General features: G+C 37.2%; 23 protein-coding genes. 12 read left to right on the top strand and 11 right to left on the bottom strand.

The window, feature by feature from the left end; genetic code table 11:
- Positions 1–30 precede the first annotated feature (30 nt).
- Entirely contained in the window at positions 31–1281 is a 1251-nt protein-coding gene (locus ACP3T3_RS20875) for a CinA family nicotinamide mononucleotide deamidase-related protein (protein ID WP_426477630.1), read from the bottom strand.
- Positions 1282–1394: 113 nt separating this feature from the next.
- Here ACP3T3_RS20875 and ACP3T3_RS20870 point away from each other — a divergent pair, with 113 nt between their 5' ends.
- Positions 1395–1868, top strand: a complete 474-nt coding sequence (locus ACP3T3_RS20870; protein WP_426477629.1) for a hypothetical protein — start codon at positions 1395–1397, stop codon at positions 1866–1868.
- A gap of 81 nt (positions 1869–1949) precedes the next feature.
- On the opposite strand, the gene ACP3T3_RS20865 is transcribed toward ACP3T3_RS20870, so the two are convergent.
- The 3 genes from ACP3T3_RS20865 to ACP3T3_RS20855 form a co-directional block, all read right to left on the bottom strand.
- Complete coding sequence (locus tag ACP3T3_RS20865; RefSeq protein WP_426477628.1) at positions 1950–2492, bottom strand: lipocalin family protein; 543 nt, start codon at positions 2490–2492, stop codon at positions 1950–1952.
- Positions 2493–2566: 74 nt separating this feature from the next.
- Positions 2567–3301 (bottom strand): LytR/AlgR family response regulator transcription factor, encoded by a 735-nt coding sequence (locus tag ACP3T3_RS20860; protein ID WP_426477627.1) that lies wholly within the window; start codon positions 3299–3301, stop codon positions 2567–2569.
- A 117-nt stretch (positions 3302–3418) separates the two neighbouring features.
- Positions 3419–5212 carry a tetratricopeptide repeat-containing sensor histidine kinase gene (locus ACP3T3_RS20855; RefSeq protein WP_426477626.1) on the bottom strand — a complete coding sequence of 598 codons (1794 nt, stop codon included), beginning with the start codon at positions 5210–5212 and terminating at the stop codon, positions 3419–3421.
- A 137-nt stretch (positions 5213–5349) separates the two neighbouring features.
- Here ACP3T3_RS20855 and ACP3T3_RS20850 point away from each other — a divergent pair, with 137 nt between their 5' ends.
- The gene (locus tag ACP3T3_RS20850) at positions 5350–6024 is read left to right on the top strand and encodes an SIMPL domain-containing protein (protein WP_426477625.1); all 675 of its coding nucleotides are present in this window, start codon (positions 5350–5352) and stop codon (positions 6022–6024) included.
- A gap of 153 nt (positions 6025–6177) precedes the next feature.
- The gene (locus ACP3T3_RS20845) at positions 6178–7365 is read left to right on the top strand and encodes a VWA domain-containing protein (RefSeq protein WP_426477624.1); all 1188 of its coding nucleotides are present in this window, start codon (positions 6178–6180) and stop codon (positions 7363–7365) included.
- 252 nt (positions 7366–7617) lie between these two features.
- On the opposite strand, the gene ACP3T3_RS20840 is transcribed toward ACP3T3_RS20845, so the two are convergent.
- Positions 7618–8823 (bottom strand): NAD(P)/FAD-dependent oxidoreductase, encoded by a 1206-nt coding sequence (locus tag ACP3T3_RS20840; protein ID WP_426477623.1) that lies wholly within the window; start codon positions 8821–8823, stop codon positions 7618–7620.
- A gap of 112 nt (positions 8824–8935) precedes the next feature.
- Here ACP3T3_RS20840 and ACP3T3_RS20835 point away from each other — a divergent pair, with 112 nt between their 5' ends.
- Positions 8936–9316 carry an STAS/SEC14 domain-containing protein gene (locus tag ACP3T3_RS20835; RefSeq protein ID WP_142724641.1) on the top strand — a complete coding sequence of 127 codons (381 nt, stop codon included), beginning with the start codon at positions 8936–8938 and terminating at the stop codon, positions 9314–9316.
- A 52-nt stretch (positions 9317–9368) separates the two neighbouring features.
- On the opposite strand, the gene ACP3T3_RS20830 is transcribed toward ACP3T3_RS20835, so the two are convergent.
- Positions 9369–10571: an MFS transporter gene (locus ACP3T3_RS20830; protein ID WP_426477622.1), complete on the bottom strand. Its 1203-nt coding sequence runs from the start codon at positions 10569–10571 to the stop codon at positions 9369–9371.
- 184 nt (positions 10572–10755) lie between these two features.
- Between ACP3T3_RS20830 and ACP3T3_RS20825 the strand changes: the two genes are divergently transcribed.
- Complete coding sequence (locus tag ACP3T3_RS20825) at positions 10756–11655, top strand: AraC family transcriptional regulator (protein WP_426477621.1); 900 nt, start codon at positions 10756–10758, stop codon at positions 11653–11655.
- 380 nt (positions 11656–12035) lie between these two features.
- Here ACP3T3_RS20825 and lipA read toward each other — a convergent pair whose 3' ends face one another.
- Positions 12036–12902, bottom strand: a complete 867-nt coding sequence (gene lipA, locus ACP3T3_RS20820) for a lipoyl synthase (RefSeq protein ID WP_002981042.1) — start codon at positions 12900–12902, stop codon at positions 12036–12038.
- A 114-nt stretch (positions 12903–13016) separates the two neighbouring features.
- Here lipA and ACP3T3_RS20815 point away from each other — a divergent pair, with 114 nt between their 5' ends.
- Positions 13017–13649 (top strand): hypothetical protein, encoded by a 633-nt coding sequence (locus ACP3T3_RS20815; protein ID WP_426477620.1) that lies wholly within the window; start codon positions 13017–13019, stop codon positions 13647–13649.
- Positions 13650–13750: 101 nt separating this feature from the next.
- Here ACP3T3_RS20815 and ACP3T3_RS20810 read toward each other — a convergent pair whose 3' ends face one another.
- Positions 13751–14311 carry an RNA polymerase sigma factor gene (locus ACP3T3_RS20810; RefSeq protein ID WP_426477619.1) on the bottom strand — a complete coding sequence of 187 codons (561 nt, stop codon included), beginning with the start codon at positions 14309–14311 and terminating at the stop codon, positions 13751–13753.
- Positions 14312–14484: 173 nt separating this feature from the next.
- Between ACP3T3_RS20810 and tyrS the strand changes: the two genes are divergently transcribed.
- The gene (tyrS, locus tag ACP3T3_RS20805) at positions 14485–15780 is read left to right on the top strand and encodes a tyrosine--tRNA ligase (protein WP_426477618.1); all 1296 of its coding nucleotides are present in this window, start codon (positions 14485–14487) and stop codon (positions 15778–15780) included.
- Between the two features lie 73 nt (positions 15781–15853).
- Here tyrS and ACP3T3_RS20800 read toward each other — a convergent pair whose 3' ends face one another.
- Positions 15854–16273, bottom strand: a complete 420-nt coding sequence (locus tag ACP3T3_RS20800; RefSeq protein ID WP_426477617.1) for a hypothetical protein — start codon at positions 16271–16273, stop codon at positions 15854–15856.
- A 200-nt stretch (positions 16274–16473) separates the two neighbouring features.
- On the opposite strand from ACP3T3_RS20800, the gene ACP3T3_RS20795 reads away from it, so the two are divergent.
- A complete protein-coding gene (locus ACP3T3_RS20795; RefSeq protein ID WP_426477616.1) occupies positions 16474–18447 on the top strand; it encodes a tetratricopeptide repeat-containing sensor histidine kinase in 1974 nt (657 codons plus the stop codon).
- The gene (locus ACP3T3_RS20790) at positions 18437–19075 is read left to right on the top strand and encodes a response regulator (RefSeq protein ID WP_426477615.1); all 639 of its coding nucleotides are present in this window, start codon (positions 18437–18439) and stop codon (positions 19073–19075) included. Before ACP3T3_RS20795 ends, ACP3T3_RS20790 begins: the two co-directional genes overlap by 11 nt.
- 46 nt (positions 19076–19121) lie before the next feature.
- On the opposite strand, the gene ACP3T3_RS20785 is transcribed toward ACP3T3_RS20790, so the two are convergent.
- A complete protein-coding gene (locus ACP3T3_RS20785) occupies positions 19122–19553 on the bottom strand; it encodes a hypothetical protein (protein WP_426477614.1) in 432 nt (143 codons plus the stop codon).
- Between the two features lie 245 nt (positions 19554–19798).
- Here ACP3T3_RS20785 and ACP3T3_RS20780 point away from each other — a divergent pair, with 245 nt between their 5' ends.
- The 3 genes from ACP3T3_RS20780 (at position 19799) to ACP3T3_RS20770 (ending at position 22410) form a co-directional block, all read left to right on the top strand.
- Entirely contained in the window at positions 19799–20437 is a 639-nt protein-coding gene (locus ACP3T3_RS20780; RefSeq protein ID WP_426477613.1) for an alpha/beta hydrolase, read from the top strand.
- Between the two features lie 121 nt (positions 20438–20558).
- On the top strand, positions 20559–21878 hold the full coding sequence (locus tag ACP3T3_RS20775; RefSeq protein WP_426477612.1) for a PDZ domain-containing protein: 1320 nt from the start codon (positions 20559–20561) through the stop codon (positions 21876–21878).
- Positions 21879–21882: 4 nt separating this feature from the next.
- Positions 21883–22410 carry a hypothetical protein gene (locus tag ACP3T3_RS20770; protein WP_426477611.1) on the top strand — a complete coding sequence of 176 codons (528 nt, stop codon included), beginning with the start codon at positions 21883–21885 and terminating at the stop codon, positions 22408–22410.
- On the opposite strand, the gene ACP3T3_RS20765 is transcribed toward ACP3T3_RS20770, so the two are convergent.
- A complete protein-coding gene (locus ACP3T3_RS20765; RefSeq protein WP_426477610.1) occupies positions 22403–23446 on the bottom strand; it encodes a L,D-transpeptidase in 1044 nt (347 codons plus the stop codon). The two genes, ACP3T3_RS20770 and ACP3T3_RS20765, sit on opposite strands and share 8 nt — an antisense overlap.
- Positions 23447–23783: the final 337 nt, after the last annotated feature.

The raw sequence follows: 23783 nt of genomic DNA, 5'->3' as shown, positions 1-23783 counted from the left end.
ATTAAAAAAAAATTAAAAAACACCTCCTATTTAACTGTTTACAAGAAGACTTACCAAATCCTGAATCACCTTTTGGGAAACAAAGTCCATAAAGTCTACTCTTTCCAGATGCGGCATATATAATTTTGAGGTTACCTCCTGATTATGGATCCTGATGGTATAGTAAACGGTTCCTATATCTTTGCCATCTTCTCCTTTCCCAGGTCCTGCAACACCCGTCGTAGAAAGGGAAATATCGGTTTCAAACAATTCCTGGCATCCTTTGGCCATTTCCTGAGCTACCTGTTCGCTCACTACAGTAAACTGATCTACCGTTTCTCTGGAAACATTTAAAATTTTAATCTTCTTGTCTGTAGCATAGGCTACCATTCCTCCAAGGAAATATTTTGAACTGCCGGAAACCGACGTAATCATTTTTGCCAGTTCACCTCCGGTACAACTTTCTGCTGTGGAAATCGTCAGGTTCCTTTCGGTAAGCATTTCTGCGAGAATTTTCTCAATTTTATCTTCATATACGGCAATGACATGCCCTTCAACCAGAGGAAGCAATTTCTGGATTTTCTCTTCTGTTATCTGTTTCAGCTGTTCTTCATTCTCACCGGAAGCCGTCAGACGAAGCTTTACACGGGATCCTACCGGAAGATAAGACAAAGCAATATTTTCCGGAAGCGCCAGTTCCCAGTCTTCAATTTTATCTGCAAGAATACTCTCAGGGATTCCCACAACAGAAACAATTCTGGTATAGATATAATGAAGGCTGAATCGATTCTGTAGATAAGGAATAATCTGGTCTTTGATAAGCGGCTTTACTTCGTAAGGGACACCCGGAAGGCTGTAGCATAATTTCCCGTCCTGTTCCATCATCATACAGGGTGCCGTTCCGTAATGGTTCTGAAAAACGATGGATTTCGTAGGAACAAAAGCCTGTTCCCTGTTTCTTTCAAGAATATCTGCCCGTCCCCTTCTTTCCATATACCCTTTAAGATGACTGAAGGTTACCTCATCCAAAGCAATTTCATCATCGAAATACTCAGCCAGTGCCTTTTTGGTTTTATCATCTCTGGTGGGTCCCAATCCTCCTGTTGTAATCACCAGGTCACCGGCTTCAAAGGCTGTGCTCAATGTACTTTTAATGGTTTCAATTTCGTCTGAGATGGTAAGAATCTGAATAACTTTTATCCCTATATTTTTAAGCTCAGCAGCTATAAAGTTAGAATTGGTATCTACCGTATTTCCGGAAAGGATTTCATCGCCGATGGTAATCAGAACAGCTTTTTCCATATGTTTTTTGTTGAAAAAATTCTATGCAAATGACGGAAAATTCTGTGGCTGCGGCAATATAAATTGATTTTTTCTATTTTTGCCGAAATTATCTAATAATTACAATATAAACTATGTCTAAATATGATGATGCTTCATGGCATTATGGCGGTGATTTTCCGGAAGGGCTTCCTCAGAAAAACGGAGCAACACACACAGGAATGTTCCTGATCTGGTGCATTCATAACAATTTGATATCTGATGAATTAAAGGAAGATGCTGCAGAGGAAATAGAGAAAGTAAAACGAAGAGAGATGACTGGAGCAGAATTTGTCATGGATACCTGCGACGGAAAATTTTCTGAATATGATCTGAATGAACTGGGAAATCTTTTTGCAAAGGATTATTATGCAGATGATACAGACTTCGGCAACCGATACAGTTCATTTGCTGATGATTATGTGAATATTTTTGATGCTAAAGCAGAAGAAAAAGACTACGAATATGAAACGTTCTATCACATTGAAGACACTTACGAAAACTATGATCTTATGAAGCAGGTTATTGATCACCGCTTTGAGGAATGGAAAGATTATATTAAAAGCTAATATAAAAGCAGAATGCGAAAGGACAAAACTGTAAAAGCTGATCAATGATTTGCTGATTGACAATTTTGTCCTTTATATTTATTATTGATTATGCTTCACCCAGATCAGTTCATCGGTATTATAGCCTATTTTTCTTGCTTTCTGAAGGAAACGCTGGCGGATACTTTCAGGAATATTCGTTGTGCGGGAAAGAATCCATAAATATTTTAAACTGCTGCCGGCCACCAGGGCATACTGATAGTCTTCATCAATATCTATCACATTATAGCCGGCCCAGATGGGCTTAAAAAATGAAACTTTAAGACGGGCTTCTGTGGGATCTTTTACAAATTTTGCTTCCCCGATAGATTCGTTCCATACTTTTTTAATGTAATCGTAACCTTTATTTTTCACCTGAACCGTTCCATCCGGATTCTCTGTATATTCAGCAGTTACATTATCCATATTTTTTTCGAACCTGTAATCAAAACGGGCGATCTCATACCATCTGCCAAGGTATTTTTTAAGATCAAAATTCTTTACTGCGGATGCTCCTCTGGGAATTCTTACTGAATAGGAGTTGAAAACGATAAGCCCTAATGCTCCTAACGAAACGGGAAGTATAATTTTATGAATGGTTTTCATAACAGGAAAATTTTGTGTGATTCTTATTAAAACGTCAAAAATAATGCCTTAAGTACACTAAGATACAATAAATTCTATGAAAAGACTTTGAGGAAATTATCTTTAAAGCTTCCTGAAACCTCAATTTCTGTATCGTCAGACAGCATTACCGTACCACTTTTATGATAGGATTTTACAAAACCCGTATTGATAATATGGGAACGGTGAACCCTCACAAAAGGACTTTCCAAAAGATCATCAAAGTGTTTTAAAAAGCGGCATACCATCTTCTTTGAACCATCGGTAAGATATACCTGCGTAAAGTTTCCATCCGCCTGAAGTCTTACGATATCTTCGGTTTTTACAACATCAAATCCCTGTAAAGTTGGCAGGATCAACTGTTGTTTTTCGGGTTTTAATTTCAGGTTTTCCAGAAGAATTTTATTTCTGTTAAGCTCTTCTTTTTTCTCAAGGCTTTCAGCCACTTTATTCACTGCAAGAATCAGCTCCTGAATGTCAATTGGTTTTAAAATATAATAACTTGCTGATTTATTTAAAGCCTGCAATGAATATTGTGAAAAAGCAGTAATGAAAATGGTTTCATAGGAGAAATCTTTGGTTGCCTCCAGAACGTCAAAAGCATTTCCATAAGGCATTTCTACGTCCAGAAAGACCAGCTGAGGCTGCTTTTCAGTGATTAAAGGAACGGCTTCTCTGATATTTTCAGCTTCACCTAGAATATCCACCTGCGGACAGTACTTGGTAAGATAGCTTCGTAAAACTTCTCTTGCTATGAGTTCATCGTCAACAATGACAGCTTTTATTTTCATCAGATCAGATTTTAGGGGGCAGGTATCAGGTTGCAAATTAGGAATATTTAGTCAACCTTACAATCTGCCCATACAATTTTCGCAGCTATATTTTCATTCATTTTCATTGAATTCAGCCTAGCTCAGATTGATTTGAATGGTCACTACAACGCCGCTATTATTTCCCTTATCTTGTACAGAACAGGTGATATTTTTTTTGTATAAATCATTCAGAAGCTGAATTCTTTCCAGCGTATTTCTCATTCCTCTGCCCTCTCTGGTCTTCTGATGCGGGGTTTTCTGCTTTTTACTTTCTTCGATGCCTATTCCGTTGTCTTCGATATGAATTGTAAGATATGATTCGCTTTTCTCAAAGTTCAGCTTTAAGAACCCTTTTTCAGTTCTGTAACGGAGCCCATGCCAGACCGCATTTTCCAGAAACGGCTGGATAAGCATTCCCGGAACCTGCAGGTTTTGCATATTCAAATTTTCATCAACTTCAATTTCATAATCGAATTTATCAGCAAAACGTGTTTTTTCCAAAGCAAGATAATTCTGAAGAAGGTCCAGCTCCTGCTGAAAAGGAATAAAATCATCTGCAGAGTTTTCCATCACACCTCGCATCAGCTTGGAGAATTTTGTCAGATACTGATTGGCTTCCAGTTCATTATTCGTAGCTATAAAATGATTGACACTATTTAAACTGTTAAAAATAAAATGAGGATTCATCTCCCTGCGCAGCGACTGAAGGGCTATTTTCTTATTTTTTGTCTGCACCTTTTTCAGCGTTCTGAAAATAAAAATAATTAATCCGGTGAGCAGAATTAAAGCCCCGATCAAACTATAATTAAAGACATTTTTCTTTCTGATAAGCTCATCTTTCAACTGTCTTTCTTTTTCCAGCTGCGAAATCCGCTGTTCTGTATCCTCCAGAATTTTATTATCAACCAGACTTCTGTCTTTGGAAACAAGATCCGGAAGTTTTCCCAAAAAATCCCGGTACAGCTGAACCGAGGCATCCCTATTTCCTGAAACCGCATACAGGCTGTCCAGTTTTTTTACACTTCTCTGTGCTTCCAGCGTATGACCTTTATCTAAAGCAATTCCGTAGGCATTTTTTAAAAGATTAACAGCCTCTTCAGGATCGTTCTTCTTAATATAAATATCCGCCAGCTCCTGGATCTGATTGACTTTTTCCTGTGAATTTTCTTTTACAAAATCTTCTTTCAGCACTTTCTTTTTAGCTTCAATAGCCTTCTCAAAGTTTTTATTTTCAACATAGAAATCTGCCAGTTTCTGATTGATGGCAAGCGCTTGCTGAGGTGCTTCTTTCTTAGAAATCTTATAGGCTGTATTCAGATTTTCTTCGGCACTGGAAACATCCTTCTGTCTTACATTCACATCAGCGAGCTGGCTATAGCTTTCTGCAAGATCGCCCTGCTCATTTTCCTTTTTAGTCAGATTAATATTATTCTGAATTGCTTCTGCTTTAAGTTCGGGGGTAGGAGAAGAAAGTCTTGCAGCATCATTAGCATTCACTGCTTTACTTTTTTCGCTATAGCTCACCTGTGCTGCCATGCTGTAATTGCTGATGGCGGGATTTATTTTATTTTGTTTTTCCTGTGACTGTGCTAATCTTCGGGTTGCTTTTTCAATATTGGGTTTGTCATTGAGCTTTTCATATAGCTTCTTAGCTTTTGTATAATACTCTTCACTTTTTGGAAAATTTCCGCTGTTAAAAAACGTTTCACCGATATTATAATAAGAATCTGCCTGGGCAGGTTCATTTTTCGTATCCATTGCTTTTTTCAGCTTCTTCGTTGCTGCCTGCACTTCTTCCACAGCAGCACTGCTGCTGTTAGTGGTTTGGGAATACATTATATTGCCCCAAAGCACGAGTAAAAAGGTAGTAAAGAGGGTAAGCATTTTCATAAAACAAAGATATACATATATACAGTCTGCTCAAAAACTATTCACCAAGTGAAAGTTCCATTTCACCAAGTCTCCCGGATTCCGGTTTCTGATCTGCCTAATTTTACATCAGAATTAAAAATTTAAAACAGGAAATTATGAAATTGAAACATTTTTTATTAATCGGAATTTTAACGCTTGGAAGCTTTATAAATGCTCAGGAAGTAAAGAAAAATGCAATTGAAGTAACAGGTGTTGCTGAAATGGAAGTAGAGCCGGATGAAATCATCTTCAGTATCGGAATAAAGGCAGACAATAAAAACGACCTGGCAGACAATGAAAAGAAGTTATTTGAAATCTTAAAAAATGCGGGAGTAAAGAACGAGGATATCAAATTTAAGTCGATGTATCAGAATATTTATGCTAAGACGGCTAAGTTTTCCAAGAACTATCAGTTTACTGCCGGCGCAAAATCAAGCCTTAGTAAAATCTTTGAAGACCTGAACCAAAAATGGGTAAGCAGCCTGAACATCGCAGAGGTAAAGAATAGCAAAATTGCAGATTTCAGAAAAGCAGTTAAGATCAATGCTTTGAAGGCAGCCAAAGAAAAAGCAGATTACTTATTGGAAAGTATGGGTAAAAAGACCGGAAACGCTCTTGAAATTGTAGAAATAGAAGACTATACCAGTGACATGATCATGCCGGCAGCATATAAGGGAAGAGCAAGCAATATCCAGTTGGAAATGGCTGATGCACCTGTAGATTATTCTTTTGATAATATTGAAAATATCAAGCTGAAATACAGCATTAAGACCAAATACGAAATCCTTTAAAACCATAGGTTAAAAAATAGCCTGTCTCAAAGGTCAAATAATCAGCCTTTGTCATTCTGAACGAAAGCACAGATGAGAATATACAAACCAATACTGAAAAACAATATTTCTTAGTATCACCCCATTCAGCAGATAACCAAAAAAAATAAGAATATGACAACTCTTAAAATCTTAGCATTTGCAGCAGGTACAGCTTTATTAAGCTCCGGCAATATTCCGGACAACTGCTCTATTAATAGTAATGATAATAATTTGTCTGTACAAAAAGCACCATTGGTTCCGCCCAATTCTACGCTGAAGGACAATAAAATTCAGGTCGCCCTTTTATTGGATACTTCCAATAGTATGGACGGGCTGATTGATCAGGCAAAATCCAGACTGTGGAATATTGTGAATACGCTGACAACCCTTAAATACAACGGGAAAGCTCCCGAAATTGAAATTGCTCTGTATGAGTATGGCAATGACGGAATCCGTGATGAAAATTACATCCGGCAGGTTACACCACTTACTCAGGATCTTGATCTTGTTTCTGAAAAACTATTTGCCTTAAGAACCAATGGCGGCAGTGAATATTGCGGTGCTGTTATCCGTGATGCCTCTTCCAATCTCAACTGGGATGGCAATGAGAAAAGTATGAAACTGATTTATATTGCAGGGAATGAAGCTTTCGATCAGGGGAAAATCAGTTATAAAGAGGTTACTTCAAAAGCAAAAAGTAAGAATATTTACATCAACACCATTTTTTGTGGAAGCCGGGAAGAAGGGATCCAGACTTTCTGGCAAAATGGAGCTGCATTAGGAGGTGGAAAGTATTTCAATATTGATAGCGACCGAAAAGTAATGTATATTGAAACACCTTATGACATAAAAATCTCTGAATGTAATGCAAAGCTAAATGACACCTATATTTATTATGGAAATCATGGTTCGGAATACAGGCTTAAGCAGATTACGCAGGATAAAAACGCAGAGGCACAATCAGCATCCAATCTGGTGGAAAGGGCCGTTGCCAAATCTAAAAAGAACGCTTATAAAAATGATCACTGGGACCTGGTAGATAAAGCTGAAAAAGATGCAGGATTTATTGCTCATGTTAAGGAAAGTGAGCTTCCTTCTGAGCTGAAGGGAAAAAGCAAAGAAGAAATCCAACAAGCAATTGCCGCCAAATCTGCAGCCCGTGAAAAGATTCAAAAGGAAATTGAAGGACTTTCCAAAAAACGTCAGACCTATATTGACGGAGAAATTAAAAAACGGGGAACGGATGATGCTGATGATTTGGGAAAAGCCATTGAAAGTTCTATTCTTGAACTGGCTAAGAAAAATGGGTATAGTTTGTAGTTGAACAGGCAGTCTCAAAAGTCAAATAACCTGCTTTGTCATCTGACGAAGGAAGAATCTCATTGATCATCACACAAATGAGATTATTCACTACATTGCATTTCATTCAGAATGACACTTTTGAGACAGCCTGTTTTTTTAAACCACCCCGTCAAAAATTCTTTGAATTTTCGCCACCCCTCCGGAGGAGAGGAATTGAGCACACCAATTGGAGTATTTGTCATATTGTATTATAAGACAAAGTATGAAAATTTATCTTCCAAACTTAAAATACCTTGATAACGGATGCTTTTTGTTTTTCATAAATAAAGAGGCCATTTCCATTCCGGTTACTGAAAAAGTAATTCCGTTTCCTCCGAAGCCCAGTACAAAATAAGAGTTTTTGAATTTTTTATGCTCGCTGATATAAGGTAAACCATCCTTCGTTTCTCCAAAAGTTCCTGCCCAGACAAAATCTGTATAAAAATGATAATCCGGTTTTATTTTTTTTAGATTTTTAAGAATCGCTTTTTCTTTTTCTCGAAGTATTGCGTCGCGTTTTTCTGCATCATAAAAATCTTCATCTCCGCCCCCGATAAGAAACCTTCCGTCATCTGTAGTCCGCATATAGAGATAAGGATCATCGGTATTCCAGACTAATGTACTGCTGATATTTTTAAACTTGTTCTTATCAATTTCAGAAACCACAGCATAAGTACTTTTCAGGTTAACAAAGTCTTCCTTTATTAGATTTTTACTTTCATAGCCTATGCAATAAATAACCTTTTTGGCTTTGATCTGAAATCCATGGTCTACTGTAATTATATTAAACCCTTTATGCTCCTCCACTTTTACCATTGCAGTCTTATCAAATATCTTCAATCCTTTTTTTACATTATGCAGGAAAAGCTCATGAGCGAAATGAAAAGCATCAATACTTGCTCCCTGCTCCGATAGGATTCCACCATATGTATTTTTAAATTCAAATTTCTCAAGGATTTGTTCTTCTTCCAGCCATTGTACTTCAAATCCATATTGTTTTCTGGCTTCAAACTCATTTTTCAGCCATTCTACATCTTTCTTTTTTGAAGCGAAGTACAATGACTTCTTTTGTTTGAAACCCGCTTCTGATCTGATCTTTTTTGAAAGTTTTTTAATCATATCAATAGCGTCGCTGCAGGCTTTGTAACTTAAAACAGCCCCTTTTTCACCTATTTTGTCTATCAGCTCACAGAGAGGAACATCTATTTCGTACTGCAGCATTGATGTAGTGGCAGAAGTACTTCCGTTACAGAGCTCGCGTTTATCAATAAGGATTGTTTCATATCCGTCTTCTACCATTTGATGAGCGATGAGGCTTCCTGTAATGCCGCCTCCTATGATAAGTACATCGCATTCCGCATTTGATTTTAAAGAAGGATAAGATGCTAATAGTCCGTTTTTTAAAAGCCAAAACGGTTCGTTTGATTTCAAATCCATATTAATATTTTACACTGAAAGTAACAATATTTATACCTTTTTTAACAATTTATCATCAAATTATGGTGTAATTATTGTTATGCTTTTAAATCAACACCATAAAATATTTATTATGATAACAATTATTCCAGAAGCCCCGGAGAATGTAGCGGCATTCAATGCCACGGGAGAAGTAACGAAAGAGGATTTTGAAAAACTGGTAATTCCGCGTGTAAAAGAGAAGGTAGAACAGTTCGGTGAACTGAATTACTTGCTGTATTTGGATACCGATCTGGATAATTTTACCATGGGAGCATGGCTTGAAGATTTGCTGTTGGGACTGAAAAATCTTACCAACTGGAACCGTTCGGCCATTGTTACTGATAAAGAAGGTATCCGTGATTTTACCAGTATTTTTAGTGTTCTGATGCCGGGAGAATTTAAGTCTTTTCCCAAAGAAAATTTATACAATGCCCTCTACTGGTGCAAAAACGGAGATGAAGTAGAGGCTTAAAACTTATTTTATACAAAAAGATCCTGTTTCTCGCTGAAACAGGATCTTATTTTTATTTATCACACGATACACATTCTGCAGCTGCTTTCTTTTCATCCTGAGCCTGTGATCCGTACAGATACCTATACCTTATACTTATAACCAATCCAATAAAGGTCATGGCCACTCCTACTAACGACGGATAATTAAATGAGTAACCATATTCCAAAGGAATTCCTCCAAAGAAAGCACCCATTGCATTGGCAATATTAAATCCGGCCTGCATAAAGGCAGCAGCCATCATTTCGCTTTTAGGGGCAGCTTTCATCATCATAATATTAATCGGGGATGCAATAGACATGGATAAAGCACCACACATAAATGTCAGTACCAGAGCAATATTCTTATATTCTGCAAGGAAGAACACTCCTCCAAGGGCAATCATCATCAGGAAAATCAGAAGTACACAGGTCTTTTCAGGTCCCAGTTTATCTGAAACAATACCTCCAACCAGGTTTCCTACCACCATTCCGGCTCCGGCAAGAATCATTACATAGGCCATTTGACTGCTTTGTATTCCTGCAACCACGGTCATTAAAGGGGTAATATAACTCAGCCATGTAAAAAGGCCTCCAAATCCAATTGCTGTAATGGCCAGTACCAGCCACGACTGCTTATTTTTAAGGAACTTCAGTTCTTCCATGAAATGGGTATTCTGATTGGATTCCATAACCGGAAGCCACAGTTTTAAAAATACTATAGCAAAAAGACCAATAACCGCTACTATAGCAAAATATAATCTCCAATGGAAAGTGTGTCCGATGTAAGTGACCAGAGGAACCATTGCCAGATTGGCCACTGTGAGCCCTGTAAACATCATTGATATATAAAACGCTTCTTTTCCTTTTCCTGCCATTCTTGAGGCCACCACCGTTCCTACTCCGAAGAACGCTCCATGAGGAAGCCCGGACAGGAACCTTATTGCCAGCATGCTGTTATATCCGGGAGCAATGGCGGAAAGGCCATTAAATAATGTAAAAAGGATCATAAAAGCGATCAGGACTTTTTTGGGTGGATATTTTACAGAGTAGCCGATAAGAATCGGTGCTCCGATAACCACTCCCATTGCATAGGCTGAAATCAGATGTCCGGCCTGAGGAATGGTGATCTGTAGTGTTTTAGCAATATCCGGCAGCAGTCCCATGACGGTAAATTCCGTAGTTCCTATTCCTAAACCACCGATAGCCAGTGGTATTATTCTTTTATCAATCTTCATCGTAATCTAAATCTTTTTCTGAATTAATATCGTTCAAATTAAAGGGATACCGAAGTCTCTTTATTTTGAAAGTGCAAAAATCGAAAGAAAGATTGAATTTCACTCCTCTTTGAATGATAAAAATTTGCTCCATATTAACCTTTTTATTTAATTTTAAATTCAGAAACAATCAAATCAGAACAAGATGAAGATCCAGAAAGAAATTATTGAGTTTGAAAAAGGAAAATCATTCAAACTGTTTGCACCTTCCCTGAAAAACTGTTTTTTCTGGCATTATCATCCGGAAATAGAACTGGTATATGTAGAAGCGGTGAACGGAATACGGCATGTGGGAAAAAATATTTCAGGCTTTACAGACAGTGATCTTCTGTTAATTGGTTCCAATGTACCGCATCTTAATTTTGATTATGGCATTCAGACCGAATGCAAACAGCTTGTATTGCAGCTGCGGGAAAGTTTTCTTCACGATATCATCCTTCCTGTTCCTGAGTTTGACAATATTAAAAACCTTCTGGAGCGCTCATATCTGGGACTTTCATTTTCCGGAGAGACCAAGAAGACAGTGGTTGAGAGGCTACAGATCATTAAAGATAAAACCTCTTTTGAATCTTTAGTTGGATTAATTGAAATTCTGCAAATTCTGGCCGGTTCTACAGAAGTAAAAGAACTCAATAAGGAAGATACCCGGATTAAATGGTTTTTGAATGATAAAATCAGAATGGGAACCATCTACGACTATATCCATGAAAATTATGACAGAAAACCGAATGTAAATGAAGTGGCCAAAGTGGTTAGCCTGAGTACACCAGCTTTCTGCCGTTATTTTAAAAAGCAGACGAATATGACCTTTACAGATTTTGTCAATAACTACAGGATTAATCAGGCTAAAATATTTCTGCTCAAAGATCAGTCTGTGACGGAAGTCTGCTTCCAGGTAGGTTTCGAAAGTCTTTCTTATTTTAATAAATTGTTTAAACAGCATACGGGAGAAACGCCTTCAGAATTCAAGAAGAAACATTTCAGACCTATTGAAATCAACGGGCGGATTGGTTTGATTACAAAAGAAACGGCCTGTAATAAATAAATTTTGGCTAAAACCGGATGGTTGTTTAATATTTGTAGGCGGACTAAAGCGCGCTGCTATTAATGCTTTGATGAGTGCTATATAAACCACCCCGTCAAAAATTCTTTGAATTTTTGCCACCCCTCCAAAGGATGGGAATGATGGAAGCCGCTATTATAAAGATTGCCATATTCATTAGCTAACCCACAATACCTGATACCTGTAACCTATTGCCTATAATCTGCTACCTACTCCCTGCCACCTAAATATAAAGATTGCCACATTCATTAGCTAACCCACAATACCTGATACCTCCACCCTATTGCCTATAATCTGCTACCTACTCCCTGCTACCTAAAAAACAAAAAACCGCTCATTTCTGAACGGTCTGTATTTTAATTTTAATGAATATGTTTTTCTGCGTGGTAAGAACTTCTCACAAGCGGAGAACTTTCAACATGTCTGAAACCTAAGCTTCTTGCAAAATCCCCGAACTCATCAAATTCTTCAGGAGTGATAAATTTCTTTACCGGAAGATGCTTTTTAGTGGGCTGCAGATATTGTCCGAGTGTAATAACATCTACATTAGCATTTCTGATATCTTCGATAGTCTGGAAAACCTCATCTTTAGTTTCTCCCAATCCAAGCATTACTCCTGTTTTGGTTCTTCTCTGTCCCGCTTCTTTCAGGTATCTTAATACTTCAAGGCTTCTTTCATATTTGGCCTGAATTCTCACTTCTCTGGTCAGTCGTTTCACCGTTTCCATATTGTGAGAGATTACTTCCGGAGCTACTTCTACCAGCCTGTCAAGGTGTTTGGTGATCCCCTGAAAATCCGGAATAAGAGTTTCCATCGTAGTTCCCGGGGAAATTCTTCTTACCGCATTCACGGTTTCTCCCCAAAGAATAGAGCCCATATCTTTAAGATCATCACGGTCTACAGACGTCAAAACGGCATGTTTGATCTTCATCAATTTGATGGATCTTGCTACTTTTTCAGGTTCGTCCCAGTTTACATCAAGCGGTTTTCCTGTTTTTACGCCGCAGAATCCACAGCTTCTTGTACAGATATTTCCCAGAATCATGAAAGTAGCTGTACCTTCACCCCAACATTCTCCCATGTTCGGGCAGCTTCCGCTTTGGCAAATTGTGTTTAATTTATATTTATCAACCAAGGTTCTCAGCTCTCTGTAATTCTTTCCGGTAGGAAGTTTTACGCGGATCCATTTTGGTTTTTGAACGGTAGTGTCTTGAACTGAATTTTCCATTTCTAAAATTGAAGTTCAAAGTTAAGGATTTTTTAATGGAAACCATCAACCGGAACTATTGATGAAACTGATCATTCAAAATTTCATGTATATTTATATCTTCAAAATATTCTTATGAGAAAAACATTTTTTTTTCTATTTGCAGTATGCGGAACATTCTGCCTTGCTCAGAAACAATTTCAGCCAGCCGGTTCTACAATCATTGAAACGGTAGACGGAGATCTTGATGGTGATAAAATTCCTGAAAAGGTAATCATTTATAACACACAGGATACAACCGATATGGGAAACATCCGTGAAATTCAGATTCTTAAAAAAGTTGGTGAAGCATGGACTATTCTTGAAAAATCCAGGAATGCCGTGATGGAAAGCAGTGCGGGCGGTATGATGGGTGATCCTTATGGAGAAACTAAAATAGAAAAGGGAATTCTGATCATTTCGCAAAATGGCGGAAGCAGCTGGAAATGGGATGTTACGGATAAATACAGATTTCAGAACGGACATTTTGAACTCATAGGAACTTCTACAACCTCAGGAAGACCCGGAGATTACTGGAAAGAGGTAGATTTCAACCTTTCAACAGGGCAATTAAACTATTCAAAAGAAGTAGAAAATACGGCTGAATATGGTAAATCTTTAAAAGAAACCTATATTAAAAAAGAGCTAAAGATCAATCTGCAAAACAGAAATCAGGAAAAACAGCAAAAGATAATTCTTCCGAAAACAAAAGAGGAAGTTTATTTTTAATTAAAATTGTGAAATTTAGGTTTTGGCTAAAGCCAATTTTGAATTTGTATTTTTTAGTAAACGGGTTAAAACCCGTTTCTATTGAATAGGATTTATTGAATTTAATGATCATCAAACTCATTATTTTTCAACAGTTCGGCTAAGACTTTTTTAGCACGCATTACCCGTACTTTGGTATTGGCAACGGAAATTCCCAGCTCTTCGGCAATTTCTTTGATGCTTTTTTCTTCAAAAAATCTCAGCTTGATAATATCCTGGTAGTTTGCATCCAGGGATTCTATGGTTTTGATGATCTTTTTTTGTTCCTCTTCAGAAATCAGAAGTTCTTCGGGAGATTTTGCATATTGATTCCTGACCTCATCAAGGTTCTCAACGGCATCTTCGTTGTCACGGTTCTTCTTTCTCCAGAAATCAATAACGGTATTCTGGGCAATCGTAAGGACCCAGGTTTTAAACTGAAAATGAGGATCAAACATATCCAGCTTTGACAATACTTTTGAAAAAACATTCACGGTGATTTCATCGGCATCATTTTCATCTTTTACCTTTTTCATCACAAAGGAAAAAACATCCACCCAAAAAACATTAATGAGTTTAGTCTGGGCCTTCTGGTCTTTATCTTTGGCCTTCTGGATGAGCAGGAATAGCTGTTCGTCGTTCATTAATAACAAATATAGCTTATTTGGGCGAAAAAGCAAAGGGGTAAAAGATAAAATAGGGAAAGGATAAAGGTTAACCCTGAACAGCAATTTTGCCATTATGCCTTTTGCTTTTTTACCTTAAATACTTCTGAATTTATTATCTTTGCAACTTAAAATTTTAAAGTTAAAAATCAATGAATTCCTTTATAGAAGAACTGAAATGGCGTGGTCTGTTTGCCGATATGATGCCAGGAACCGATGAACAACTGAATAAAGAGGTAACTACTGCATATATTGGTTTTGATCCTACTGCCGATTCTTTACATATCGGAAGTCTTATCCAGATAAAAATTTTAGCGCACTTCCAGCTGCACGGACATAAGCCGATTGCTCTGGTAGGTGGTGCTACAGGAATGATCGGCGATCCTTCCGGAAAATCAGCTGAAAGAAATCTTTTGGATGAGGAAACTCTTTTACACTATGTTGACTGTTTAAAAAACCAGCTTTCAAAATTCTTGAATTTTGAAGGAAATGAGCCTAATAAAGCTGAATTGGTGAACAACTACGACTGGATGAAGAATATTTCTTTCCTTGATTTTGCTAAGAATATCGGAAAGAATATCACCGTCAACTATATGATGGCTAAAGATTCTGTAAAGAAAAGATTCTCAGGGGAAGCAGGTGCAGACGGAATGAGTTTTACAGAATTCACGTATCAGTTAATTCAGGGATATGATTTCCTCCACCTGTATCAAAATAACAATGTAAAGCTGCAGATGGGAGGTTCTGACCAGTGGGGTAATATCACTACAGGAACAGAATTGATCCGCAGAAAAGCTCAGGGTGAAGCTTTTGCTTTAACAGTTCCTTTGATTACAAAAGCAGACGGTTCCAAATTCGGAAAGTCTGAAAGCGGAGAAAATTATTGGCTGGATAAAAAGAAAACTTCGCCTTATAAATTCTACCAGTTCTGGCTGAATGCTACGGATGAAGATGCTGAAAGATTTATCAAATTCTATACTTTCTTAGGAAAAGAAGAAATTGAAGCTTTAATTGAAGAGCATAAAACAGCTGCCCACGAAAGAAAGCTACAGAAGAAACTGGCTGAAGAAGTAACGGTTTGGGTACACGGAAGAGAAGAATATGAAAAAGCACTGAAAGCTTCTGAAATTCTTTTCGGACGTTCTACAGCTGAAGATCTGGTAAGCCTTGACGAAGAAACATTCCTTGAAGTTTTTGACGGAGTTCCACAAAAAGAAATTGCAAAAGCTGATGTCTTAGGAGTGAATATTGTTGATCTTCTTTCTGAAAAATCAGGATTTTTAAAATCTAAGAGCGAAGCGCAGAGAGAGATTAAGGGAAATGCAATCTCTGTCAACAAACAAAAAGTAAATGATACTTTCACAGCCAATGAAACAGACCTTATCGACGGTAAGTTCCTGTTGCTGCAGAAAGGTAAGAAAAGCTACTTTATTGTAAAAGTAGGCTAATCTAAAAACACCATATAAAAACCGGCGCTGAGACAAGTCTCAGCGCCGGTTTCATGTCCTAAATAATTTAATATTAAAATGTATAGCTTGTAGAAGCCGACAAATACTGTCCGCTGGAAGTTCCTTCTTTTTTCAGTTCTCCGTCTACCCAGATCTGAACTTTCAAAGTTGCAGAAGCATCCGGTCCGATAGCGTTTACTGCAACGTTGGCACTGTATGCTCCCGGTTCCGATGTTACCTCAGGACTACTCCACGTGGTTCCGCTCAAACTTGATGCTGTGGTAGGATTACCATCAATTCCGTACACCGCCACATCAATATTACTTCCTGAAGAAGCGATTGCTTTGAAAACCACTTTATGACTTTTCCCTGCTCCATTACCATTGTTATCATCATCATCTTTACTGCATGACGCTGTAAAACCGATAAGCATTGCTGCTATTACTGCAACGAATGCGCCTCTTAGCAGCTGATTCATTCTCATTTTTTTCATAACCTTTTTGTTTAAATTTTAATTACTATATTGAATATTCTATGATTCATGATTTGATATCTGCAAAGCTATGAGCCTCATCTATGTCTAACAATCCACAAAAACCGGTAATTTTTTCTACCTAAATTCAGGTATTTTTTATGCTAAAATTTTTAACTAAATTGAGCGTTTAAAAAAATATTTTACAGAATTGATCCATAATGAAGAGATTACTTGTCCTGTTAAGCCTGTTCTTATCTTTTAAGTTACAATCCCAACAGATCATTCCGCTTAATGAGAAAGCTTATACAGACAGCTTACAAAGTATTACAAAAGGAAATCTTCCCAATACTTCAAAAGCAACGGCTTCTTTCCTTTTATCAAATTATTACAGGAACAGCGACTCTGTTTTGAGTAAGAAATATCTTGCCGATGGAAAAATACTGGCCCATGGCAATCCTTTTATCTCAGCAAAATATTATTATTACGAAGGACAATATAATCTGGACAGGAACAAAAAGAAAGCTGCTGTTTCTTACCAGCAGGCTATCAGATCTCTATCAAGATTCAGGAATGAAGAATCCGATTTCTTCCAGGCACTGGCCTGGTACAGCTATGGAGTTACCCAAAAGGATAAAGAAGGCTATATTCCTTTGGTCAGGATTATCCTGGAAAAAAGTATCCCTCTGGTTAAAAAATATGAAAACAGCAGAAATCTCGGTTTCCTATACACTCAGCTTGCTGTAATCCTTACTTATAATGCTCAGTTTAAAAAGGCAGAGGATTACAACAATAAGGCATTGGAAATCCTTGAAAAACAATACCCGGATTCTGCTGAATTATTTTTCACTTATCTCAATTCTGCCAATAATTTCTGCTATCAGGCGAATGGAGATGAAGCTGAAAAGTTTTTAAACAAAGCAGAACAACTCATCAGGCCTTACCCGGAATCTTCCTCGAATGCTTTTTATTATTACAGTAAGACACTTTTTTATATTACCCGGCAAAAAAATGCCGAAGCACTTCCGGTTATAGACAAAGGAATATTATATGCAAAAAAATTCAATCAGAATCTCCTGGCCCAAATGTTTTATTTCAACAAATATGATATTTTAAAGAAGCTTAAAAGATATCAGGAAGCTAAGGCCACTTTAGAAGATGTTTTAACAGAAAAATCTTTAGCAATTGACCTTAATAACAGAAAAACCTTTTATAAACAGCTTTCTTTGTTAAATGAAGAACTGGGAAATACCAAAGAAGCTCTCATTTGGGAGCAGAAATATTCTAAACTCAATGACAGCCTGAACACAGAGAATGTAAAGCTTGAAATCAACAAACTTGAATCTAAATTCAATACAGCCGAAAAAGAAAGGAAAATTGCAACTTTAAATGCTGAAAAAAATCAGAAAGATCTGGAGGTAAGCAAAAAGAACTCTTACTTATGGGGAATGGGTCTGGTTTTATTATTAGCCTTATGCCTTCTCGCCTTCCTCTTCATCATTTTCAGAAAAAATAAAAAAATAAATGAGCAGAAGATCAACGATATCAAACAAAAGGAAGAACTATCATTGACTAAAGCCATTCTTGATGGGGAAGAAAGGGAAAGAGAACGTATCGCACGGGATCTTCATGACGGACTGGGCGGAATGCTTGCCGGAGTTAAAATCAACTTTTCCACATGGTCTTCCAGTCATCTGCATCCTGAAAAAGATCATGAATTCTATAGGATTTTAGGCCAGCTGGACAATTCTGTAAGTGAACTCCGGCATGTTGCCAGAAATTTAATGCCTGAATCATTGCTTAATTTTGGTCTGGAAACCGCTATACTCGACTTGTGTGAATTTTACAACAGAAAAAACCTTGAAATTGATTTTCAGGCTATTGATATTGATAAGGCACTCCCTTTAAATATCCAGCTTAATATTTACAGGATTGTACAGGAATTATTAGCCAATGCTGTAAAACATGCCGAAGCCGGCAGTATTCTACTTCAATGTTCGCAATCCGGTGAAAATTTTCTGATCACCATTGAAGATAACGGAAAAGGCTTTGATAAGAATATAGAGAATACCACCAAAAGTATGGGGCTTCGTAATCTGAAAAACAGGGTCAGCTACCTGAGAGGAAACATGGAAATACATTCTGATTCTCAAGGAACAGCGATTAATATAGAACTTAACATCCATGGAGAATGAAAAAATAAATATTGTCATCGTAGATGATCATCCTATTGTCATCGAAGGGCTGAGAATGATGCTGAAAAGCCAGCCGCTTTTTAATGTAGCAGGCAGTTTTGCATCCGGTGCGGAGACACTTAGCTTTATCCGGTCACAAATGCCTGATATCATTCTTCTGGACATTACCCTGCCCGATGCCAACGGAACCGAGCTCTGCAGGGAAATAAAAAAGATATCCCCTGATACTTCGGTCATTATGTTCAGTAACCGTTCAGAGCGAAGCATTATTATGCAGTCTATCCAAAACGGGGCGAGTGGTTATCTTCTTAAAAACACTTCAATTGATGAGCTTGTAATATGTATCAAAGGAGCGCTTTCAGGAGATATTGTTTTCTGCAATGAAACCAAGCAGATCATCAGCCGTCCTTCTCAAAATGATCTTCCAGTTCCCAGACTTACTAAAAGAGAGAAACAAATTCTGCAGCTGGTAGCCCGGGGAAAAACAAGTAATATGATTGCTGAAGAGCTTTTTTTAAGTCCTCTTACCGTAGATACCCACCGCAAAAATCTGCTTCAGAAATTTCAGGCAAAAAATTCTACAGAATTAATCAACCGTGCCGTACAGCTGTGCCTGATTGAAGAATAAAAAAAACCGCTTCGAAAGCGGTTTTTATATAAATATTAAGAATAATTTACGGTTCTAAAAAGCTGTAATCGATAGAAGCAACCAATACACCTTTACCTTTCTTCTTCACTGTTCTTGCTACTTCTCCATCTATGTAAAGCGTAATCGTTAATTCAGAGTTATCATCCGGCATGGACGCGTTAGCATCAAGATTCAGCTGTGCCTGGCTGGAGTTCACAAAGAATTCCCCGCTCGTCCAGGGCGAAGTTACTGGAGACTGCGGAGTATTGTAGATGGTGTTCTGAGAGGTACCTACCTGTGTTACAACACTTATTATTTCTCCTCCGGCAGTGGTCTTCACTTCGAATTGAACCACATGATCCTGAAACTCTTCGTCATCATCTTTTTTACAAGAGTTGACAACGGTAATTACAGAAAATAATAAAACGAATAAAAAAGAAAGTCTAAGTAAACTTTTTGAATTGTAAAATTGCTTCATTTCTCCAAATAGATTTTTTAATGTTTCAAATATAAGTTTTTTATTAATATAAAAATAACTTTTATGAAAAATTTCCAATAAAGATTTCCAAATAATATCAAATTAACAAAAAATAAAAAACCCTGGAAAATTCAAAAATATACCCGAAAGAATCAATTATTACATATAAACCATCAGGTTACCGAAGTTCGTTGTATGAATAATAAAGTTAAAGATTCTGCATGTAATTTAATTATATTTGCGGTATGAATTTAGATTATCTAGTAAGAGAACCGGAAAATATTACCCCCCATACACCTATTCTTTTTATGCTTCATGGCTACGGCAGTAATGAGCAGGATCTTTTCAGTTTTAGGGAGACTCTTCCCGATGGCTGGATTGTTGTCAGTTTCAGAGCTCCGCGTGATACTCAATTTGAAGGATATTCATGGTATGATATCAATTTCAACGATCCAGAAAATTTCATTGATGTTTCTCAGGCAAAAGAATCTTTAAATGCAGTGTTGGAAAGTATATTAAAGATTATCAACCACTATGGTCTGATGGAAAGCAAAGCCCATCTGTGCGGTTTCAGCCAGGGAGGAATACTTTGCTATGCTTTAGCGTTAAAACATCCTGAGCTTTTTAATCGTGTTGCTTGCCTGAGCAGCTATCCTGAGGATAAAATTCTTGATGGTATTGTAAAAGATAAAAAGAAGCTGGAGGGACTTCGCTTCTTCATTTCCCATGGTACTGATGATGCTGTGATCCCACTTGAATGGGGAAGAAAAGCGGCAGATCTTCTTTATGACCTTAGCTGTTACTTTACTTTCAGAGAGTATATGAGCGGCCATGGCGTAAATCAGAAGAATTATATGGATCTGATGGATTTTTTTTCAAAATAAACAGCACCTGACTTTAAGATAAATTCAACAAAAAACATTAATTCATTGTAGTTTATATAAACATTCCAGCTTTTGGAATGTTTTTTTATTAACATATAGATAAATTCACTAAATTCAGTAAATGAAAACTAAATTGCTTTTACTGGTATTATTTCTAAGCATTTTTGTAAGTGCACAGAATTCCTTTGAATTGATCAATACCAAAAAAGCAGTTATTCCTTTTCAGTTTATCAACAATCTTATCTTCATTCCTATTAATGTTAATGGCGCAGAGCTCACTTTTCTGCTGGACACAGGAGTTTCCGAAACTATTCTTTTTAGTCTGGAAAATAAGGAGGTTAAACTCAGTAATGTTGAAAAAGTGAAATTTTCCGGTCTTGGAGGCAGCGTAAGCATTGACGGTTTAAAATCCGAGCGTAATATGGCCAAAATTGGGGATGCAATTATTAATACTTCTATGGCTCTTTACATCATTATTGATGAAGAATTCAATATTTCACCTCACGTAGGAATTCCTGTAAATGGAGTTATCGGGTATCATTTTTTTAAAGACCATCCTATTTATATTGATTATGCATCCAAAAAAATAACGGTTTATGAAAATGCCGATCTTTTAAAAAAGAAAATCAGAAAATTTGAAGAATTCCCAATTACTATTGAAAGAGATAAGCCTTATCTGTATGCGGGCGTAGAAATGACCAATGAAAAGAAAGACTCAAAACTGCTGATTGATCTTGGCAACAGTGATGCCATATGGCTCTTCCCTGCACTTATTAAAAATTTTGTTTATAACAGACCGAATATTGATGATTTTCTAGGTCGGGGTTTCAATGGAGATATTTATGGTAAAAGAAGCCGTATTCATAATTTTTATCTGGGAGATTTTAAATTTGAAAAACCTTTAACGGCCATGCCGGATGAATTTTCTATTCAGCATGTTAATTTAGTGGAAAATAGAAAAGGTTCCATAGGTGGAGAAATTATGCGCCGATTTACAGTTGTTTTTGATTATTCGAACAAGAAACTGTATCTTAGGAAAAACAGAAATTTTGATGATCCTTTTCATTTTAATATGAGCGGACTGGACTTTAAGCAGGATGGATTGGAATGGCAGGAAGACAGAGTAAAAATTGAAACCCAGAAATCTGCTACGGTAACAACTGAGGTTTATAAAGATGCTTTTCAGTATAAATTCAGTTTGAAACCTATATTTTCCATTACTGGAGTAAGAAAAGGCTCACCTGCTTATGAGGCTGGTCTGAAAAAAGATGACAGAATTCTAAGCATTAACGGTGACTCAACTTCTGATATGACCCTCGAAAAAATAGTAGAGCTCATGAAATCCAATGAAGGCAGAAATATTACCATGGTCATTCAAAGAAACAATCAAAAACTGACATTGAGTTTTACTCTTGAAGACCCGATTCCTTATCAAGAATAAAAATATGAAAACAGAAGAAACCACCCTAGACAGAATAAGAACCCGGCCGAGATTTAAAATGTTTACCCACCTCACCAAGGAAGAGTATGCTGAAAATCTGAAAAAATATTTGGATGATCATAAAGATGAATTTTCAGGCAATATCAATAAGGAAGTGGCTACCATCTGGGTCTCAACAAATGATGACAATTACTGGAAACCCCGCCTGGCCTTACGGGTAGAAACGGAAGATGAACATACGGTAATACGGGGGATATTTGGCCCCAGTTCTGCAGTGTGGACATTTTTTATGTTTCTGTATTTTTCTTTTTCTATTTTCTGGATGACCTTTTTCACTATGTATTATGTAGAAAAGCAAATAAAAAGCGCCGAATACCCCTGGGCATTGAGCGCTTCTTTTATCATGTTATTTTTTATTCTTCTTACTTATATTGCGGCAAGATTCGGGCAGCATAAAGGGAAAGAGGAAATGCTTAAGCTGAGAAAGTTTGCTGAAGAATCTACGTTACAGTTTGAGAAGAAAATCAATTAGACTGAGGTTCTACAGATTTTTCATTCTGAGCAGGGGCAGCCATTGCTTTTGCTGTTTTGATAGAATCTGCTACTTTTTCTCTGTTGCTTTGTTCTTTCAGCATCTTAGGAACATCCGGCTCCAGAAGTTTTGTAAGTTCTTCCACAGAGATATTGTTGGCATTAGGATCGTCCAAAAGGTTTCGCCATGGTTTTCTTCCACCCCATTTATAATCTCCAAATACCATTACCGGCGTACCTTTTGCTTTGGTGGTAGCTCCGCCAGGATTCAGAATCCAGGTATCTGCATAGGAATACAGCCATTGGGCATCTTTTCTCAGCAGTCGTAAACACGAATGCGAAGCCGGATATCCCGGCAGCGTGTATTCATGCCATCCGATTCCACCTGTATTATGTATATTGAAGTTATAAGGAAGTTTCCATTCGGTGCTCACGGTGGAAATAGCCAGCTTCTTTTTCCAGTTGGCAAATGTAAGTCCTCTGGTGGTCTGAGCTGCTTTTTTACCCATACTTGTAGGGCCCCATTTCACAAGGCTTCCGTTGGAATATACTGCAAAGGCCTGTATGGGGTATGAGAATATGACAAACTTTTTCACCCCGCTAAGTACATCCAGCTGCATAGGAAATGGCGAATACGCCATTAATGTTGTATCTATTTTTGCAGGAACTACCAATGTATCGGCATTCCATTTACTTTTAGAATCCAATCTGTTTAACGCTAAAATAGCTGTTCGTTCTTCTACACTGTATTTTTTACTGAATTCTGCATACACAGAATCACGCATCTTTTTATCCTTTGGAAGAACAAAAGCATTATAAAAGCCATTCTCCTGCATTGCAGGCGGAACGGATTCTTTCTTTACTACAGGAACAGAATCTTTTTTTACAGAATCCATTTCTGCCGCCGGTGCTTCAGAGGAAGAAACAGTATCTTTAAAAGTATCACTTATTTTATCTATTTCCTTTTTGCAGGAGATAAGAAAAAAAGCGCATAAACAAGCATAAAGAAAGGATTTTTTCACAGATATGTTTTTCATAAATAAATCGGCCATTTAGTTTGGCTACCCAGTACAAATATCAGACCTAAAATTGAATCATAAAAGAGATTGTTAAAAATACCGTAAAAAAACGGATGTTTTATGTCTGAAAATAAGGAGGGTTCAGTGGATCTGCTTATTTTAAAAGGATTTCAGAAGACCAGGCAGCTGTAAAGGCGTGCATCATTTGGGTGCATCTATTCCATTTATTTTATCTTTCGTCACTTCATCCACCAGAATATGTAATCAGGTTCAACACATGTCTTACGGCCCTCCTTCAATGAAAAAAATTGTCCAGTTTTGAAATTGTTTTTTCATACTCGGTTTTATTAAAGCG

This window comes from Chryseobacterium sp. CBSDS_008, assembly GCF_049959325.1.
Lineage (GTDB): Bacteria > Bacteroidota > Bacteroidia > Flavobacteriales > Weeksellaceae > Chryseobacterium.
Note: the sequence above shows the minus strand (reverse complement) of the source record. Positions and strands in the feature narration are given on the sequence as shown.